This is a genomic window from Pseudomonas sp. BN414, from assembly GCF_029871275.1.
GTDB classification, from domain to species: domain Bacteria; phylum Pseudomonadota; class Gammaproteobacteria; order Pseudomonadales; family Pseudomonadaceae; genus Metapseudomonas; species Metapseudomonas resinovorans_C.
The window spans coordinates 1-17,739 of record NZ_SSOL01000037.1 but is presented as its reverse complement, the minus strand read 5'-3'; the positions used below and the strand labels follow the sequence as shown (position 1 = coordinate 17,739).

Sequence of the window (17,739 nt, the reverse complement as noted above, 5' to 3'; positions counted from 1 at the left end):
GAACGTAACAAACCGCACGTCAACGTTGGCACCATCGGTCACGTTGACCATGGCAAGACCACTCTGACTGCTGCTCTGACCAAGGTCTGCTCCGAGACCTGGGGTGGTTCCGCTCGTGCGTTCGACCAGATCGACAACGCGCCGGAAGAGAAGGCTCGCGGTATCACCATCAACACCTCCCACGTTGAGTACGATTCCGCTGTTCGTCACTACGCTCACGTTGACTGCCCCGGTCACGCTGACTACGTGAAGAACATGATCACCGGTGCTGCGCAGATGGACGGCGCGATCCTGGTTTGCTCGGCTGCTGACGGCCCCATGCCGCAGACCCGCGAGCACATCCTGCTGTCCCGTCAGGTAGGCGTTCCTTACATCGTCGTGTTCCTGAACAAGGCCGACATGGTTGACGACGCCGAGCTGCTGGAACTGGTCGAAATGGAAGTTCGCGACCTGCTGAACACCTACGACTTCCCGGGCGACGACACTCCGATCATCATCGGTTCCGCTCTGATGGCCCTGGAAGGCAAGGACGACAACGAAATCGGCGTTTCCGCCGTTCGTAAGCTGGTTGAGACCCTGGACTCCTACATTCCGGAGCCGGTGCGTGCCATCGATCAGCCGTTCCTGCTGCCGATCGAAGACGTGTTCTCCATTTCCGGTCGCGGCACCGTGGTAACCGGTCGTGTTGAGCGTGGCATCGTCAAGGTTCAGGAAGAAGTCGAGATCGTCGGCATTCGTCCGACCACCAAGACCACCTGCACCGGCGTTGAAATGTTCCGCAAGCTGCTCGACGAAGGTCGTGCCGGTGAGAACGTTGGCGTCCTGCTGCGCGGCACCAAGCGTGACGACGTAGAGCGTGGTCAGGTTCTGGCCAAGCCGGGCACCATCAAGCCGCACACCAAGTTCGAGTGCGAAGTGTACGTGCTGTCCAAAGAAGAAGGTGGTCGTCACACCCCGTTCTTCAAGGGCTACCGTCCGCAGTTCTACTTCCGTACCACTGACGTGACCGGTAACTGCGAACTGCCGGAAGGCGTTGAGATGGTAATGCCGGGCGACAACATCAAGATGGTTGTCACCCTGATCGCTCCGATCGCCATGGAAGATGGCCTGCGCTTCGCGATCCGCGAAGGCGGCCGTACCGTTGGTGCCGGCGTTGTAGCCAAGATCATCGAATAACGACTTGATCTTGGTGTATCAGGCCGGCATAATGGTCGGCCTGACTTTGTTACAGGCCAGTAGCTCAATTGGCAGAGCGGCGGTCTCCAAAACCGCAGGTTGGGGGTTCGATTCCCTCCTGGCCTGCCAGATTCCACGAATGAGAATCTGGCATTTCTCTCACAGGATCTTAGCTGATGAATGCCAAGGCTGAAGCCAAAGAAACACGCTTCGACGTTCTGAAGTGGGTCGTTGTGGTGGCTCTTGTTGCTGTTGGCGTGGTCGGCAATCAGTATTTCTCCGCTGAGCCGATCCTGTACCGCGTTCTCGCGCTTCTTGCTCTTGCTGCCGTCGCCGCTGTTGTGGCTCTGCAGACCACCAAGGGCCAGGCTTTCTTTGTTCTTGCCAAGGAAGCTCGCGCGGAAATTCGAAAGGTTGTTTGGCCGACCCGTCAGGAAACCACCCAGACCACTCTGATTGTCGTGGCTGTCGTGCTGGTAATGGCGCTGCTGTTGTGGGGTCTTGATACCCTGCTCGGCTGGCTTGTTTCGTTGATTGTTGGTTAATAGGTGCGCCGTGGCTAAGCGTTGGTACGTTGTGCATGCCTACTCGGGTTACGAGAAGCATGTCATGCGCTCGCTGATCGAGCGCGTCAAGCTGGCTGGCATGGAAGACGAGTTCGGCGAAATTCTGGTTCCCACCGAAGAAGTGGTGGAAATGCGTAATGGCCAGAAGCGCAAGAGCGAGCGTAAGTTCTTCCCTGGCTACGTGCTGGTTCAGATGGAAATGAATGAGGCGACGTGGCACCTGATCAAGGATACGCCGCGTGTCATGGGCTTTATCGGTGGTACTGCCGACAAGCCTGCGCCCATCACTGAAAAAGAAGCTGAAGCTATCCTGCGTCGCGTTGCCGACAGCGGTGATAAGCCCAAGCCGAAGACGCTGTTCGAGCCGGGTGAAACCGTTCGTGTTATCGACGGTCCGTTCGCTGACTTCAATGGCGTCGTCGAAGAGGTCAACTACGAGAAGAGCCGGATCCAGGTGGCCGTGCTCATCTTCGGTCGCTCTACTCCGGTAGAGCTGGAGTTCAGTCAGGTCGAGAAGGCTTAACTGACAATGGCATCCCAACCCCGCAGCCCTAGGTTGCGGGGTTTTGTCGTCACTGGGATAAACGCGAAAGCAATCGGGGAGCCTTAGGGCGCTAGAACCCGTAACTGGAGTTATACATGGCTAAGAAGATTCAAGCTTATATCAAGCTGCAAGTGAAGGCCGGTCAGGCCAACCCGTCGCCGCCGGTAGGCCCTGCTCTGGGTCAACATGGCGTGAACATCATGGAATTCTGCAAGGCGTTCAACGCCAAGACTCAGGGCATGGAACCTGGTCTGCCGACTCCTGTGATCATCACCGTATACAGCGACCGCAGCTTTACCTTCGAGACCAAGAGCACCCCGGCTTCCGTGCTGCTGAAAAAAGCGGCCGGTATTGCTAGCGGCTCCCCGCGTCCGAACACCCAGAAAGTAGGCACCGTTACCCGTGCTCAGCTGGAAGAGATCGCCAAAACCAAGAAGGCTGATCTCACTGCAGCTGACCTGGATGCGGCCGTGCGTAGCATCGCCGGTTCCGCTCGTAGCATGGGCCTGAACGTGGAGGGTGTGTAATGGCTAAGCTGACCAAGCGCCAAAAGGCAATCGCCGAGAAAGTAGAAGCTGGCAAACAGTACGGCTTCGAAGACGCCGCCAAACTGCTGGCTGAGCTGGCGACCTCCAAGTTCAAAGAGTCCGTGGACGTCTCCATCAACCTGGGCGTCGATCCGCGTAAATCCGACCAGGTCGTTCGTGGTGCCACCGTTCTGCCGAACGGCACTGGCAAGAGCGTCCGCGTTGCCGTGTTCACCCAGGGTCCGGCTGCTGAAGCCGCTCTGGCTGCCGGCGCCGAGAAAGTTGGTATGGACGAGCTCGCTGCCGAGATGAAGGCCGGCGACCTGAACTACGACGTAGTTATCGCCTCCCCGGACGCGATGCGTGTCGTGGGTCAGCTGGGCCAGATCCTCGGTCCGCGCGGCCTGATGCCGAACCCGAAGGTCGGTACCGTGACTCCGGACGTGGCTACCGCCGTTAAGAACGCCAAGGCTGGTCAGGTACGTTTCCGTACCGACAAGAACGGCATCATTCACGCTTCCGTCGGCAAGGTCGACTTCGAGCCGATCAAGCTGAAGCAGAACGTTGAAGCTCTGCTGGCTGACCTGAAGCGCCTGAAGCCGTCCACCTCCAAGGGTGTGTACCTGAAGCGCGTGACCCTGAGCACCACCATGGGCCCGGGTCTGCAGATCGATCAGGCTTCCCTCGAAGGCTAAGTGATAAAGGCGCGGCGAATTCGTTCGTCGCGCCAGGTATTGGGGTCCCTGCCTGGCGGGGGCTATCCAAGACCGTAGGCGGTGCAAGCCTCAAACCGGAAAGCGATTTCCGAGCCTACGCAGATGGTGCTCCCGATTCGTTTACCGAATCAGACACCAAAACGCCGTCCGGCTCCGGCTGGACGAAACGGTAACATCCAGGAGTTAGACCCGTGGCAATTAAACTCGAAGACAAGAAGGCCATCGTCGCTGAAGTCAACGAGGCTGCCAAAGCTGGCCTGTCCGCTGTCGTGGCTGATGCCCGTGGCGTGACCGTAGCCGCTATGACCGGACTCCGTAAAGAGGCCCGCGAGGCTGGTGTGTACGTGCGTGTCGTACGTAACACCCTGGCTCGCCGCGCCGTTGCTGGCACTCAGTTCGAAGTGCTCAACGACGTGTTCAAAGGCCCGACCCTGATCGCGTTCTCCAATGAACATCCGGGCGCTGCTGCTCGTATCTTCAAGGATTTCGCCAAGGGTCAGGACAAGTTCGAGATCAAGGCCGCTGCATTCGAGGGCCAGTTCCTCGCAGCCAATCAGATCGACGTACTGGCGACCCTGCCGACCTACAACGAAGCCGTTGCACAGCTGATGAGCGTTATCCAAGGCGCTACCAGCAAGCTGGCTCGTACTCTGGCGGCAATTCGCGACCAGAAAGAAGGCGCTGCTGCCTGATTCAGGCCGCATAACCCTCTTTCAAGCTGAATCTTTCAAAATTCTGATGGCCGCGTAGGCCGTCCACCTATACAGGAATTAGAGTCATGGCTCTGACCAACGAAGACATCATCAACGCCGTATCCGAAATGTCCGTCATGCAGATCGTTGAACTGATCAAGGCGATGGAAGAGAAGTTCGGTGTTACCGCTGCTGCTGCCGTTGCCGCTGGCCCGGCTGCTGCCGCTGCTGTCGTTGAAGAACAAACCGAGTTCAACATCATCCTGACCGAAGCCGGCGATAAGAAAGTGAACGTCATCAAAGTCGTTCGCGAACTGACCGGTCTGGGTCTGAAAGAAGCCAAGGCAGTAGTTGACGGCGCCCCGGGCGTGGTCAAGGAAGGCGCTTCCAAGGAAGAAGCCGAAGCTGCCAAGAAAGCTCTGGAAGAAGCTGGCGCCAAAGTCGAGCTCAAGTAAGCGACGACCTTGCGTCAACAGCCGAAGCGCTTCGCGCAAGGCTGACGGCTGGTGGCTTTTGCCACCGGCCTTTTTCCGTTCTAGGTGGTTGTCTTCGGACGCCACCTTGGACGTGACCCGACCCCTGTTGAGGGGCGGAGCAAACCAAGGGGTTTGCACGATTTTCTGGCTACTCCCGTCGGAGGGGCCAAACAAGCAGGTGACCAAGCTGGGGAACGCTGATGGCTTACTCATATACTGAGAAAAAACGTATCCGCAAAGACTTTAGCAAGTTGCCGGACGTCATGGATGTACCTTACCTCCTGGCCATCCAGCTGGATTCGTATCGCGAATTCCTGCAGGCCGGAGTTAGCAAAGAGCAATTCCGTGACATCGGCCTGCACGCGGCCTTCAAGTCTGTTTTCCCGATCATCAGCTATTCCGGCAACGCTGCTCTGGAATATGTCGGCTATCGCCTGGGCGAGCCGGCGTTCGATGTCAAGGAATGCGTGCTGCGCGGCGTGACCTTCGCCGTGCCGCTGCGGGTAAAAGTCCGTCTGATCATCTTCGACAAAGAGTCGTCGAACAAAGCGATCAAGGACATCAAGGAACAAGAAGTCTACATGGGGGAAATCCCCCTGATGACCGAGAACGGTACCTTCATCATCAACGGTACCGAGCGCGTCATCGTATCCCAGCTGCACCGCTCTCCGGGTGTGTTCTTCGACCACGACCGTGGCAAGACCCACAGCTCGGGCAAGCTGCTGTACTCCGCTCGCATCATTCCCTACCGTGGTTCCTGGCTGGACTTCGAGTTCGATCCGAAGGACTGCGTATTCGTGCGTATCGACCGTCGCCGCAAACTGCCGGCCACCGTCCTGCTGCGCGCGTTGAACTACAGCACTGAAGAAGTGCTGAACGCCTTCTATGCAACCAACGTCTTCCACGTGAAGGGCGAAGGTCTGCACCTGGAACTGGTTCCGCAGCGTCTGCGTGGCGAGATCGCCGTGTTCGACATCAAGGACCAGAACGGCAAGGTGATCGTGGAGCAGGGCCGTCGTATTACCGCCCGCCACATCAACCAGCTGGAGAAGGCTGGCATCAAAGAGCTGGAAGTCCCGATGGACTACGTGCTTGGCCGTACCTCCGCCAAGGCCATCGTGCATCCGGCTACCGGCGAAATCATCGCCGAGTGCAACACCGAGCTGACCACCGACCTGCTGGTGAAGATCGCCAAGGCCCAGGTTGTCCGCATCGAAACCCTGTACACCAACGACATCGACTGCGGTCCGTTCATCTCGGACACCCTGAAGATCGACTCCACCGGCAACCAGCTGGAAGCCCTGGTCGAGATCTACCGCATGATGCGTCCTGGCGAGCCGCCGACCAAGGAAGCTGCCGAAACCCTGTTCAACAACCTGTTCTTCAGCGCCGAGCGTTACGACCTGTCCGCCGTGGGCCGCATGAAGTTCAACCGTCGTATCGGTCGCACCGAGATCGAAGGTTCGGGCGTGCTGAGCAAGGAAGACATCGTTGACGTACTGAAGACCCTGGTCGACATCCGTAACGGCAAGGGCATCGTCGACGACATCGACCACCTGGGTAACCGTCGCGTGCGTTGCGTCGGCGAGATGGCCGAGAACCAGTTCCGTGTTGGCCTGGTGCGCGTCGAGCGCGCGGTCAAGGAACGTCTGTCGATGGCCGAAAGCGAAGGCCTGATGCCGCAAGACCTGATCAACGCCAAGCCGGTGGCTGCTGCGATCAAGGAATTCTTCGGCTCCAGCCAGCTGTCCCAGTTCATGGACCAGAACAACCCGCTCTCCGAAATCACCCACAAGCGCCGCGTTTCCGCACTCGGCCCAGGTGGTCTGACTCGTGAGCGCGCGGGCTTCGAGGTTCGTGACGTACACCCGACCCACTACGGCCGTGTGTGCCCGATCGAAACCCCTGAAGGTCCGAACATCGGTCTGATCAACTCCCTGGCGACCTACGCTCGCACCAACCAGTACGGCTTCCTGGAAAGCCCGTACCGCGTTGTGAAGGGTACTCAGGTCACCGACGAGATCGTCTTCCTCTCCGCCATCGAAGAGGCCGACCACGTCATCGCTCAGGCATCGGCAACGATGAACGAGCAGGGTCAACTGATCGACGAGCTGGTAGCCGTACGTCACCTGAATGAATTCACCGTGAAGGCGCCGGAAGACGTGACCCTGATGGACGTCTCTCCGAAGCAGGTTGTTTCCGTTGCTGCCTCGCTGATTCCGTTCCTCGAACACGACGACGCCAACCGTGCACTCATGGGCTCGAACATGCAGCGTCAGGCCGTGCCGACCCTGCGTGCCGACAAGCCGCTGGTAGGTACCGGCATGGAGCGCAACGTTGCGCGCGACTCCGGTGTCTGCGTCGTAGCCCGTCGTGGCGGCGTGATCGACTCGGTCGATGCCAGCCGTATCGTGGTTCGTGTCAACGATGACGAAGTCGAGACTGGCGAAGCCGGCGTCGACATCTACAACCTGACCAAATACACCCGTTCCAACCAGAACACCTGCATCAACCAGCGTCCGCTGGTGCAGAAGGGTGATGTGGTCGCTCGCGCCGACATCCTCGCCGATGGTCCGTCCACCGACATGGGTGAACTCGCTCTGGGTCAGAACATGCGCGTCGCGTTCATGCCCTGGAACGGTTTCAACTTCGAGGACTCCATCTGCCTGTCCGAGCGTGTGGTGCAGGAAGATCGCTTCACCACCATCCACATCCAGGAACTGACCTGTGTGGCGCGTGACACCAAACTCGGCCCAGAAGAGATCACCGCGGACATCCCCAACGTGGGCGAAGCTGCGCTGAACAAACTGGACGAAGCCGGTATCGTCTACGTCGGTGCTGAAGTGCAGGCTGGCGACATCCTGGTCGGCAAGGTCACTCCGAAAGGCGAGACCCAGCTGACTCCGGAAGAGAAGCTGCTGCGCGCGATCTTCGGTGAGAAAGCGTCCGACGTTAAGGATACTTCCCTGCGCGTGCCGACTGGCACCAAGGGCACCGTAATCGACGTCCAGGTCTTCACTCGTGACGGCGTCGAGCGTGACTCCCGCGCGCTGTCCATCGAGAAGATGCAGCTCGACGAGATCCGCAAGGACCTGAACGAAGAGTTCCGTATCGTCGAAGGCGCTACCTTCGAGCGTCTGCGTTCCGCGCTGGTCGGCCAGGTTGCCGAAGGCGGCGCCGGCGTGAAGAAAGGCACCGAGATCACCGACGAGTACCTCGACGGCCTCGAGCGCGGCCAGTGGTTCAAGCTGCGCATGGCTGAAGACGCACTGAACGAGCAGCTGGAAAAGGCTCAGGCCTACCTGTCCGACCGTCGCCAGATGCTGGATGACAAGTTCGAAGACAAGAAGCGCAAGCTGCAGCAGGGCGACGACCTGGCTCCGGGTGTGCTGAAGATCGTCAAGGTCTACCTGGCCATCAAGCGTCGCATCCAGCCGGGCGACAAGATGGCGGGCCGTCACGGTAACAAGGGTGTGGTCTCCGTGATCATGCCGGTCGAAGACATGCCCCACGATGCCAATGGCACTCCGGTGGACATCGTCCTCAACCCGCTGGGCGTACCGTCTCGTATGAACGTCGGCCAGATCCTCGAAACCCACCTGGGCCTCGCTGCCAAGGGTCTGGGCGAGAAGATCAACCGCATGATGGAAGAGCAGCGCAAGATCGCTGAGCTGCGCGAGTTCCTCCATGAGATCTACAACGAGATCGGTGGTCGTCAGGAAAGCCTGAACGAGCTGAGCGACCAGGAAATCCTGGACCTGGCGAAGAACCTGAAGGGCGGCGTTCCCATGGCCACCCCGGTGTTCGACGGTGCCAAGGAAAGCGAGATCAAGGCCATGCTGAAGCTCGCCGACCTGCCGGAAAGCGGTCAGATGCGCCTGTTCGACGGCCGTACCGGCAATCAGTTCGAGCGTCCGACCACCGTCGGCTACATGTACATGCTCAAGCTGAACCACCTGGTCGACGACAAGATGCACGCACGTTCCACCGGTTCTTACAGCCTGGTTACCCAGCAGCCGCTGGGTGGTAAGGCGCAGTTCGGTGGCCAGCGTTTCGGGGAGATGGAGGTCTGGGCGCTGGAAGCCTACGGTGCCGCCTACACCCTGCAGGAAATGCTGACCGTGAAGTCGGACGACGTGAACGGCCGGACCAAGATGTACAAAAACATCGTGGACGGCGATCACCGCATGGAGGCCGGCATGCCCGAGTCCTTCAACGTGTTGATCAAAGAGATCCGCTCGCTCGGCATCGACATCGAACTGGAAACCGAATAACACGCGACGCCCAAAACGCTACGGCTGGTCAAGGCCGGTCGTAGCGGGTCCGTGAGGAGGAAAGGCCTTGAAAGACTTGCTGAATCTGTTGAAAAACCAGGGTCAAATCGAAGAGTTCGATGCCATCCGTATTGGTCTGGCCTCGCCCGAGATGATCCGTTCCTGGTCCTTCGGTGAAGTGAAAAAGCCGGAGACCATCAACTACCGTACCTTCAAGCCGGAGCGCGATGGCCTGTTCTGCGCCAAGATCTTCGGCCCGGTGAAGGACTACGAGTGCCTGTGCGGTAAGTACAAGCGCCTCAAGCATCGCGGTGTGATCTGCGAGAAGTGCGGTGTAGAAGTCGCCCTGGCCAAGGTGCGCCGTGAGCGCATGGGTCACATCGAGCTGGCTTCGCCCGTAGCCCACATCTGGTTCCTGAAGTCCCTGCCGTCCCGTATCGGCCTGCTGCTGGACATGACCCTGCGTGACATCGAACGCGTGCTCTATTTCGAGAGCTACGTGGTGATCGATCCGGGCATGACCACCCTGGAGAAAGGCCAGCTGCTGAACGACGAGCAGTACTTCGAAGCTCTCGAAGAGTTCGGTGATGACTTCGACGCCCGCATGGGTGCCGAGGCCGTTCGCGAACTGCTCAACGCCATCGACCTGGATCATGAGATCGGCCGCCTGCGCGAAGAAATTCCGCAGACCAATTCCGAGACCAAGATCAAGAAGCTGTCCAAGCGCCTGAAGCTGATGGAAGCCTTCAAGGACTCCGGCAACCATCCCGAGTGGATGGTGCTGACCGTCCTGCCGGTGCTGCCGCCGGACCTGCGTCCGCTGGTTCCGCTGGATGGCGGTCGCTTCGCGACCTCCGACCTGAACGACCTGTATCGTCGGGTGATCAACCGTAACAACCGTCTGAAGCGCCTGCTCGACCTGGCTGCTCCGGACATCATCGTGCGCAACGAAAAGCGCATGCTGCAGGAAGCAGTCGACGCCCTGCTGGACAACGGCCGCCGTGGCCGTGCCATCACCGGCTCGAACAAGCGCCCGCTGAAGTCCCTGGCCGACATGATCAAGGGCAAGCAAGGTCGCTTCCGTCAGAACCTGCTCGGTAAGCGCGTGGACTACTCCGGTCGTTCGGTAATTACCGTAGGTCCGACCCTGCGCCTGCACCAGTGCGGTCTGCCCAAGAAGATGGCCCTCGAGCTGTTCAAGCCGTTCATCTTCGGCAAGCTGGAAGCCCGCGGCATGGCCACCACCATCAAGGCGGCCAAGAAGATGGTCGAGCGCGAACTGCCCGAGGTCTGGGACGTTCTCGCCGAAGTCATCCGCGAACACCCCGTCCTGCTGAACCGTGCGCCGACCCTGCACCGTCTGGGCATCCAGGCGTTCGAGCCGGTCCTCATCGAAGGCAAGGCCATCCAGCTGCACCCGCTGGTCTGCGCCGCGTACAACGCCGACTTCGACGGTGACCAGATGGCCGTTCACGTTCCGCTGACCCTCGAGGCCCAGCTGGAAGCGCGCGCGCTGATGATGTCCACCAACAACATCCTCTCGCCCGCCAACGGCGAGCCGATCATCGTTCCGTCGCAGGACGTGGTTCTGGGTCTGTACTACATGACCCGTGAAGCCGTTAATGCCAAGGGCGAAGGTCGCGTGTTCGCGGACCTGCAGGAAGTCGACCGCGTATTCCGCGCCGGTGAAGCGTCCCTGCACGCCCGCGTGAAAGTGCGCATCAACGAGACCGTGAAGGACAAGGACGGCTCCATCACCAAGAACACCCGCATCGTCGACACCACTGTCGGCCGTGCGCTGCTGTTCCAGGTGGTCCCGGCCGGCCTGTCGTACGACGTCGTCAACCAGCCGATGAAGAAGAAGGCGATCTCCAAGCTGATCAACCAGTGCTATCGCGTGGTAGGTCTGAAGGACACTGTCATCTTCGCTGACCAGCTGATGTACACCGGCTTCGCCTACTCCACCATTTCCGGTGTTTCCATCGGTGTGAACGACTTCGTCATCCCCGATGAGAAGGCTCGCATCATCGATGCCGCTACCGAGGAAGTGAAGGAAATCGAATCCCAGTACGCCTCCGGCCTGGTAACCCAGGGCGAGAAGTACAACAAGGTGATCGACCTCTGGTCCAAGGCCAACGACGAAGTGTCCAAGGCGATGATGGCCAACCTCTCGAAAGAGAAGGTTGTCGATCGCGAGGGCAAGGAAGTCGACCAGGAGTCCTTCAACTCCATGTACATGATGGCGGACTCCGGTGCGCGGGGTTCCGCGGCCCAGATCCGTCAGCTGGCCGGTATGCGTGGCCTGATGGCCAAGCCGGACGGCTCCATCATTGAAACCCCGATCACCGCGAACTTCCGTGAAGGCCTGAACGTACTCCAGTACTTCATCTCCACTCACGGTGCTCGTAAAGGTCTGGCGGATACCGCACTGAAGACCGCGAACTCCGGTTACCTGACTCGTCGTCTGGTCGACGTCGCCCAGGACCTGGTAGTGACCGAGGTTGACTGCGGCACCGAGCACGGTCTGCTGATGACCCCGCACATCGAAGGCGGCGACGTCGTCGAGCCTCTGGGTGAGCGCGTACTGGGCCGTGTCATTGCCCGTGACGTGTTCAAGCCGGGCTCCGATGAAGTCATCGTGCCGGCCGGTACTCTGGTCGATGAGCAGTGGGTTGAATTCATCGAGCGCATGAGCGTCGACGAAGTGATCGTGCGTTCCCCGATCAGCTGCGAAACCCGCTACGGCATCTGCGCCAAGTGCTACGGTCGTGACCTGGCGCGTGGCCACCAGGTGAACATCGGTGAAGCGGTCGGCGTAATCGCCGCCCAGTCCATCGGTGAGCCGGGTACCCAGCTGACCATGCGTACCTTCCACATCGGTGGTGCGGCCAGCCGTACTTCCGCAGCCGACAACGTCCAGGTTAAGAATGGCGGTACCATCCGCCTGCACAACCTGAAGCACGTCGAGAACCTCAACGGCCATCTGGTTGCCGTATCCCGTTCCGGCGAGCTGGCTGTGGCCGACGACTTCGGTCGCGAGCGCGAGCGTTACAAGCTGCCGTATGGTGCTGTGATCTCCGTCAAGGAAGGCGACAAGGTTGATCCGGGCGCCATCGTTGCCAAGTGGGACCCGCACACCCACCCGATCGTGACCGAAATGAAGGGTACCGTTACCTTCGTCGGCATGGAGGAGGGCATCACCATCAAACGCCAGACCGACGAACTGACCGGTCTGACCAACATCGAGGTTCTGGATCCGAAGGATCGTCCGGCTGCTGGCAAGGACATTCGTCCGGCCGTGAAGCTGGTCGACGCCAATGGCAAGGAGCTGCTGCTGCCGGGTACCGACGTTCCCGCCCAGTACTTCCTGCCGGCGAACGCCCTGGTTGGCGTGGCCGACGGTTCGCAAGTGGGCGTGGGTGACGTTATCGCCCGTATCCCGCAGGAAACCTCGAAGACCCGCGACATCACCGGTGGTCTGCCTCGCGTTGCCGACCTGTTCGAAGCTCGTCGTCCGAAAGAGCCTTCGATCCTGGCGGAAATCAGCGGCACCATCTCCTTCGGCAAGGAGACCAAAGGCAAGCGCCGTCTGGTCATCACTCCGAACGATGGCACCGATCCGTACGAGGAGCTGATTCCGAAGTGGCGTCACCTGAACGTGTTCGAAGGCGAACAGGTGAACCGCGGCGAAGTTATCTCCGACGGCCCGAGCAACCCGCACGACATCCTGCGCCTGCTGGGTGTCAGCGCGCTGGCCAAGTACATCGTCAACGAGATCCAGGACGTGTACCGCCTGCAGGGCGTGAAGATCAACGATAAGCACATCGAAACCATCCTGCGTCAGATGCTGCGCAAGGTCGAGATTGCCGAGTCGGGTGATTCCAGCTTCATCAAGGGCGACCAGATGGAACTGACCCAGGTACTGGAAGAGAACGAGCGTCTGGCGACCGAAGACCGCTTCATCGCCAAGTTCGAACGCGTCCTGCTGGGTATCACCAAGGCCTCGCTGTCCACCGAGTCGTTCATCTCTGCGGCGTCCTTCCAGGAAACCACCCGCGTCCTCACCGAGGCGGCGGTTACCGGCAAGCGCGACTACCTGCGCGGCCTGAAGGAAAACGTTGTTGTGGGTCGACTGATCCCGGCTGGTACCGGTCTGGCCTACCACAGCGAGCGCAAGCGTCAGCGTGAAGCCGGCAAGCCGGTCCGCGTGAGCGCGAGCGAAGTGGAAGCAGCGCTGACCGAAGCGCTGAACTCCAGCAGCAACTAAGTGTGATGCCCCCCGGCGGCCTTGGTCGTCGGGGGGTATTGCCTTGACGGGGACATTGAGTCTCTTTAGACTCATGCACCCCTAAATTTGGCAGGGCGCTATGCCCTGTCATTTTGCTTTCTTTGTAAGGCAATAGCGTCGAAAGACAACAGTGGAGCAATTAGATGGCAACTATTAACCAGCTGGTGCGTAAGCCGCGCAGCCGTATCGTCGAGAAATCCGACGTACCTGCGCTGCAAAACTGCCCGCAGCGTCGCGGCGTTTGCACCCGCGTTTACACCACTACGCCGAAGAAGCCGAACTCCGCACTCCGTAAGGTTTGCCGTGTTCGCCTGACCAACGGCTACGAAGTGACTTCGTACATCGGTGGTGAAGGTCACAACCTGCAAGAGCACAGCGTAGTGCTGATCCGTGGCGGTCGTGTAAAAGACCTTCCGGGTGTGCGTTACCACACCGTGCGCGGTTCGCTGGATACCACCGGCGTTAAAGACCGTAAGCAGGGTCGTTCCAAGTACGGTACCAAGCGTCCGAAGTAATTCGGTGCTGATCAATTTTCATATTCATTGAGTCGATAAGAGTAAGGTCGGGCGTAACCGAATGGTTATGGTCCCGGGCTAACCTGAAGACCGTTTGAGGGCTTATCAATGCCAAGACGTCGTGTAGCAGCCAAGCGTGAGATTCTGGACGATCCGAAATACGGAAGCCTGATTCTCGCCAAGTTCATGAACCACGTGATGGAAAGCGGCAAGAAGGCCGTAGCCGAGCGCATCGTTTACGGTGCCCTGGATACCGTCAAATCCCGCAAGAACAGCGATCCCCTGGAAATCTTCGAGAAAGCTCTCGACGCCATCGCTCCGCTGGTCGAAGTAAAGTCCCGCCGTGTAGGCGGTGCCACTTACCAGGTTCCGGTCGAAGTTCGTCCGTCCCGTCGTAATGCTCTGGCCATGCGTTGGCTGGTTGAGTCCGCGCGCAAGCGTGGCGAGAAGTCCATGGCCCTGCGCCTGGCAGGCGAGCTGCTGGATGCCTTCGATGGCAAAGGCGCTGCTGTCAAGAAGCGTGAAGACGTGCACCGTATGGCTGAGGCCAACAAAGCGTTCTCGCACTACCGCTTCTAATTACGGCATCCATTCTTTTGCGAGGGCTTTATGGCTCGTAATACAGCAATTAACCGCTATCGCAACATCGGCATCTGCGCCCACGTTGACGCGGGCAAGACCACCACGACTGAGCGCATCCTGTTCTACACAGGCCTGAGCCACAAGATGGGTGAAGTTCACGATGGCGCTGCTACCACCGACTGGATGGTGCAGGAGCAGGAGCGTGGTATTACCATTACCTCTGCTGCCATCACCACCTTCTGGGAAGGTTCGCGTGGTCAGTACGACAAGTACCGCGTAAACGTCATCGACACCCCCGGCCACGTAGACTTCACCATTGAGGTGGAGCGTTCTCTGCGCGTGCTGGATGGTGCTGTCGTTGTGTTCTGCGGGACTTCCGGTGTTGAGCCTCAGTCCGAAACCGTATGGCGTCAAGCCAACAAGTACGGCGTTCCGCGTATCGTCTACGTGAACAAGATGGACCGCGCTGGCGCCAACTTCCTGCGCGTGGTCGGCCAGATCAAGAACCGCCTGGGTCACACCCCGGTTCCGGTTCAGTTGGCCATCGGTGCTGAGGACGAGTTCCAGGGTCAGGTCGATCTGCTGAAGATGAAGGCCATCTACTGGAACGAAGACGACAAGGGCACTTCCTATCGCGAGGAAGAAATTCCTGCGGATATGGTTGAGCTGGCCGCCGAGTGGCGCAACAACATGGTCGAGGCTGCTGCCGAAGCCAACGAAGAGCTGATGAACAAGTACCTGGAAGAGGGTGAGCTGTCGATCGAAGAGATCAAGGCTGGCCTGCGTCTGCGTACCATCGCCTGCGAAATCGTACCGGCTGTCTGCGGCTCCTCGTTCAAGAACAAGGGCGTGCCCCTGGTTCTCGACGCTGTCATCGACTTCCTGCCTGCTCCGACCGAGATCCCTGCTATCCAGGGTATCCACCCGGATCACATTGACGCCGGCGACGACGCTCCGAAAGACGAGCGTCCGGCTGACGACAATGCTCCGTTCTCGGCTCTGGCATTCAAGATCGCTACTGACCCGTTCGTAGGTACTCTGACCTTCGTTCGCGTCTACTCCGGCGTTCTGGAGTCTGGTAACTCCGTTATCAACTCCGTGAAAGGCAAGAAAGAGCGCGTTGGTCGTATGGTGCAGATGCACGCCAACCAGCGTGACGAGATCAAAGAAGTACGCGCTGGCGACATCGCTGCTCTGATCGGCATGAAGGACGTCACTACCGGTGACACCCTGTGCGACATCGAGAAGCCGATCATCCTCGAGCGTATGGACTTCCCGGAGCCGGTAATCTCGGTAGCTGTTGAGCCGAAGACCAAGGCTGACCAGGAGAAGATGGGTATTGCCCTCGGCAAGCTGGCCCAGGAAGACCCGTCGTTCCGTGTCAAGACCGACGAAGAAACCGGCCAGACCATCATTTCTGGCATGGGTGAGCTGCACCTGGACATCCTCGTCGACCGCATGAAGCGCGAGTTCGGCGTTGAGGCCAACATCGGCAAGCCGCAGGTTTCCTACCGCGAAACCATCTCCAAGGACAATGTCGAGATCGAAGGCAAGTTCGTTCGTCAGTCCGGTGGTCGTGGTCAGTTCGGTCACTGCTGGATCCGCTTCTCCTCCGCTGACGTGGATGAGAAAGGCAACATCGCCGAAGGTCTGGTGTTCACCAACGAAGTCGTGGGTGGCGTGATTCCGAAGGAATACATCCCGGCGATCCAGAAGGGCATCGAAGAGCAGATGAAGAACGGCGTTGTTGCCGGCTACCCGCTCATCGGCCTGAAGGCTTCCGTGTTCGATGGTTCCTACCACGACGTCGACTCCAACGAGATGGCGTTCAAGATCGCTGCCTCCATGGCGACCAAGCAGCTGGCCCAGAAGGGCGGCGGTAAAGTGCTTGAGCCGATCATGAAGGTAGAGGTGGTGACCCCCGAGGACTACATGGGTGACGTGATGGGTGACCTGAACCGTCGCCGTGGCCTGATTCAGGGGATGGAAGACAGCGTTTCCGGTAAGGTAATTCGTGCCGAGGTTCCGCTGGGCGAGATGTTCGGTTATGCGACCGACGTGCGTTCCATGTCCCAGGGTCGCGCGAGCTACTCCATGGAATTCTCCAAATACGCCGAAGCTCCGTCGAACGTCGTCGAAGCACTGGTTAAAAAACAAGGTTGATTCAGCCCTTTAAGTAAGAGGTTTACTGTCGTGGCTAAAGAAAAATTTGAACGTAACAAACCGCACGTCAACGTTGGCACCATCGGTCACGTTGACCATGGCAAGACCACTCTGACTGCTGCTCTGACCAAGGTCTGCTCCGAGACCTGGGGTGGTTCCGCTCGTGCGTTCGACCAGATCGACAACGCGCCGGAAGAGAAGGCTCGCGGTATCACCATCAACACCTCCCACGTTGAGTACGATTCCGCTGTTCGTCACTACGCTCACGTTGACTGCCCCGGTCACGCTGACTACGTGAAGAACATGATCACCGGTGCTGCGCAGATGGACGGCGCGATCCTGGTTTGCTCGGCTGCTGACGGCCCCATGCCGCAGACCCGCGAGCACATCCTGCTGTCCCGTCAGGTAGGCGTTCCTTACATCGTCGTGTTCCTGAACAAGGCCGACATGGTTGACGACGCCGAGCTGCTGGAACTGGTCGAAATGGAAGTTCGCGACCTGCTGAACACCTACGACTTCCCGGGCGACGACACTCCGATCATCATCGGTTCCGCTCTGATGGCCCTGGAAGGCAAGGACGACAACGAAATCGGCGTTTCCGCCGTTCGTAAGCTGGTTGAGACCCTGGACTCCTACATTCCGGAGCCGGTGCGTGCCATCGATCAGCCGTTCCTGCTGCCGATCGAAGACGTGTTCTCCATTTCCGGTCGCGGCACCGTGGTAACCGGTCGTGTTGAGCGTGGCATCGTCAAGGTTCAGGAAGAAGTCGAGATCGTCGGCATTCGTCCGACCACCAAGACCACCTGCACCGGCGTTGAAATGTTCCGCAAGCTGCTCGACGAAGGTCGTGCCGGTGAGAACGTTGGCGTCCTGCTGCGCGGCACCAAGCGTGACGACGTAGAGCGTGGTCAGGTTCTGGCCAAGCCGGGCACCATCAAGCCGCACACCAAGTTCGAGTGCGAAGTGTACGTGCTGTCCAAAGAAGAAGGTGGTCGTCACACCCCGTTCTTCAAGGGCTACCGTCCGCAGTTCTACTTCCGTACCACTGACGTGACCGGTAACTGCGAACTGCCGGAAGGCGTTGAGATGGTAATGCCGGGCGACAACATCAAGATGGTTGTCACCCTGATCGCTCCGATCGCCATGGAAGATGGCCTGCGCTTCGCGATCCGCGAAGGCGGCCGTACCGTTGGTGCCGGCGTTGTAGCCAAGATCATCGA

At 59.3% G+C, this 17,739-nt stretch carries 13 protein-coding genes and 1 tRNA gene; all 14 read left to right on the top strand.

All coding sequences use genetic code 11. The features are described 5' to 3' along the window. Positions 1 to 1,176 (top strand): elongation factor Tu (tuf, locus tag E8E95_RS06330; protein WP_179059905.1); only part of this gene is annotated, 1,176 nt, incomplete at its 5' end. Between the two features lie 53 nt (positions 1,177 to 1,229). Beyond that, positions 1,230 to 1,305, top strand: a tRNA-Trp gene (locus tag E8E95_RS06325). A gap of 47 nt (positions 1,306 to 1,352) precedes the next feature. After that, positions 1,353 to 1,721: a preprotein translocase subunit SecE gene (gene secE, locus E8E95_RS06320; protein WP_280349048.1), complete on the top strand. Its 369-nt coding sequence runs from the start codon at positions 1,353 to 1,355 to the stop codon at positions 1,719 to 1,721. A 10-nt stretch (positions 1,722 to 1,731) separates the two neighbouring features. After that, positions 1,732 to 2,265: a transcription termination/antitermination protein NusG gene (nusG, locus tag E8E95_RS06315; protein WP_028630537.1), complete on the top strand. Its 534-nt coding sequence runs from the start codon at positions 1,732 to 1,734 to the stop codon at positions 2,263 to 2,265. Positions 2,266 to 2,381: 116 nt separating this feature from the next. Next, the gene (gene rplK / locus E8E95_RS06310; RefSeq protein ID WP_280349045.1) at positions 2,382 to 2,813 is read left to right on the top strand and encodes a 50S ribosomal protein L11; all 432 of its coding nucleotides are present in this window, start codon (positions 2,382 to 2,384) and stop codon (positions 2,811 to 2,813) included. Further along, positions 2,813 to 3,508: a 50S ribosomal protein L1 gene (gene rplA, locus E8E95_RS06305; RefSeq protein WP_153917510.1), complete on the top strand. Its 696-nt coding sequence runs from the start codon at positions 2,813 to 2,815 to the stop codon at positions 3,506 to 3,508. The genes rplK and rplA overlap by 1 nt, the downstream gene beginning before the upstream one ends. 212 nt (positions 3,509 to 3,720) lie before the next feature. Beyond that, entirely contained in the window at positions 3,721 to 4,221 is a 501-nt protein-coding gene (gene rplJ, locus E8E95_RS06300; protein ID WP_077525954.1) for a 50S ribosomal protein L10, read from the top strand. An 86-nt stretch (positions 4,222 to 4,307) separates the two neighbouring features. Further along, the gene (gene rplL / locus E8E95_RS06295) at positions 4,308 to 4,676 is read left to right on the top strand and encodes a 50S ribosomal protein L7/L12 (protein ID WP_077525955.1); all 369 of its coding nucleotides are present in this window, start codon (positions 4,308 to 4,310) and stop codon (positions 4,674 to 4,676) included. Positions 4,677 to 4,897: 221 nt separating this feature from the next. Continuing rightward, a complete protein-coding gene (gene rpoB / locus E8E95_RS06290) occupies positions 4,898 to 8,971 on the top strand; it encodes a DNA-directed RNA polymerase subunit beta (protein ID WP_280349039.1) in 4,074 nt (1,357 codons plus the stop codon). Positions 8,972 to 9,038: 67 nt separating this feature from the next. Then, a complete protein-coding gene (gene rpoC, locus E8E95_RS06285; protein ID WP_280349037.1) occupies positions 9,039 to 13,238 on the top strand; it encodes a DNA-directed RNA polymerase subunit beta' in 4,200 nt (1,399 codons plus the stop codon). A 164-nt stretch (positions 13,239 to 13,402) separates the two neighbouring features. Further along, entirely contained in the window at positions 13,403 to 13,774 is a 372-nt protein-coding gene (gene rpsL / locus E8E95_RS06280; protein WP_003448708.1) for a 30S ribosomal protein S12, read from the top strand. A 108-nt stretch (positions 13,775 to 13,882) separates the two neighbouring features. Beyond that, positions 13,883 to 14,353, top strand: a complete 471-nt coding sequence (rpsG, locus tag E8E95_RS06275; protein WP_003448710.1) for a 30S ribosomal protein S7 — start codon at positions 13,883 to 13,885, stop codon at positions 14,351 to 14,353. Between the two features lie 30 nt (positions 14,354 to 14,383). After that, positions 14,384 to 16,519 carry an elongation factor G gene (gene fusA, locus E8E95_RS06270; RefSeq protein WP_280349034.1) on the top strand — a complete coding sequence of 712 codons (2,136 nt, stop codon included), beginning with the start codon at positions 14,384 to 14,386 and terminating at the stop codon, positions 16,517 to 16,519. Between the two features lie 30 nt (positions 16,520 to 16,549). After that, a partial coding sequence (gene tuf, locus E8E95_RS06265) for an elongation factor Tu (protein WP_179059910.1) occupies positions 16,550 to 17,739 on the top strand: 1,190 nt, incomplete at its 3' end.

Coding starts and splice junctions, on each gene's coding strand:
- secE (WP_280349048.1), top strand. CDS start 1,353: ATGAATGCCAAGGCTGAAGCCAAAGAAACACGCTTCGACGTTCTGAAG.
- rplK (WP_280349045.1), top strand. CDS start 2,382: ATGGCTAAGAAGATTCAAGCTTATATCAAGCTGCAAGTGAAGGCCGGT.
- rplA (WP_153917510.1), top strand. CDS start 2,813: ATGGCTAAGCTGACCAAGCGCCAAAAGGCAATCGCCGAGAAAGTAGAA.
- rplL (WP_077525955.1), top strand. CDS start 4,308: ATGGCTCTGACCAACGAAGACATCATCAACGCCGTATCCGAAATGTCC.
- rpoB (WP_280349039.1), top strand. CDS start 4,898: ATGGCTTACTCATATACTGAGAAAAAACGTATCCGCAAAGACTTTAGC.
- rpsL (WP_003448708.1), top strand. CDS start 13,403: ATGGCAACTATTAACCAGCTGGTGCGTAAGCCGCGCAGCCGTATCGTC.
- rpsG (WP_003448710.1), top strand. CDS start 13,883: ATGCCAAGACGTCGTGTAGCAGCCAAGCGTGAGATTCTGGACGATCCG.
- fusA (WP_280349034.1), top strand. CDS start 14,384: ATGGCTCGTAATACAGCAATTAACCGCTATCGCAACATCGGCATCTGC.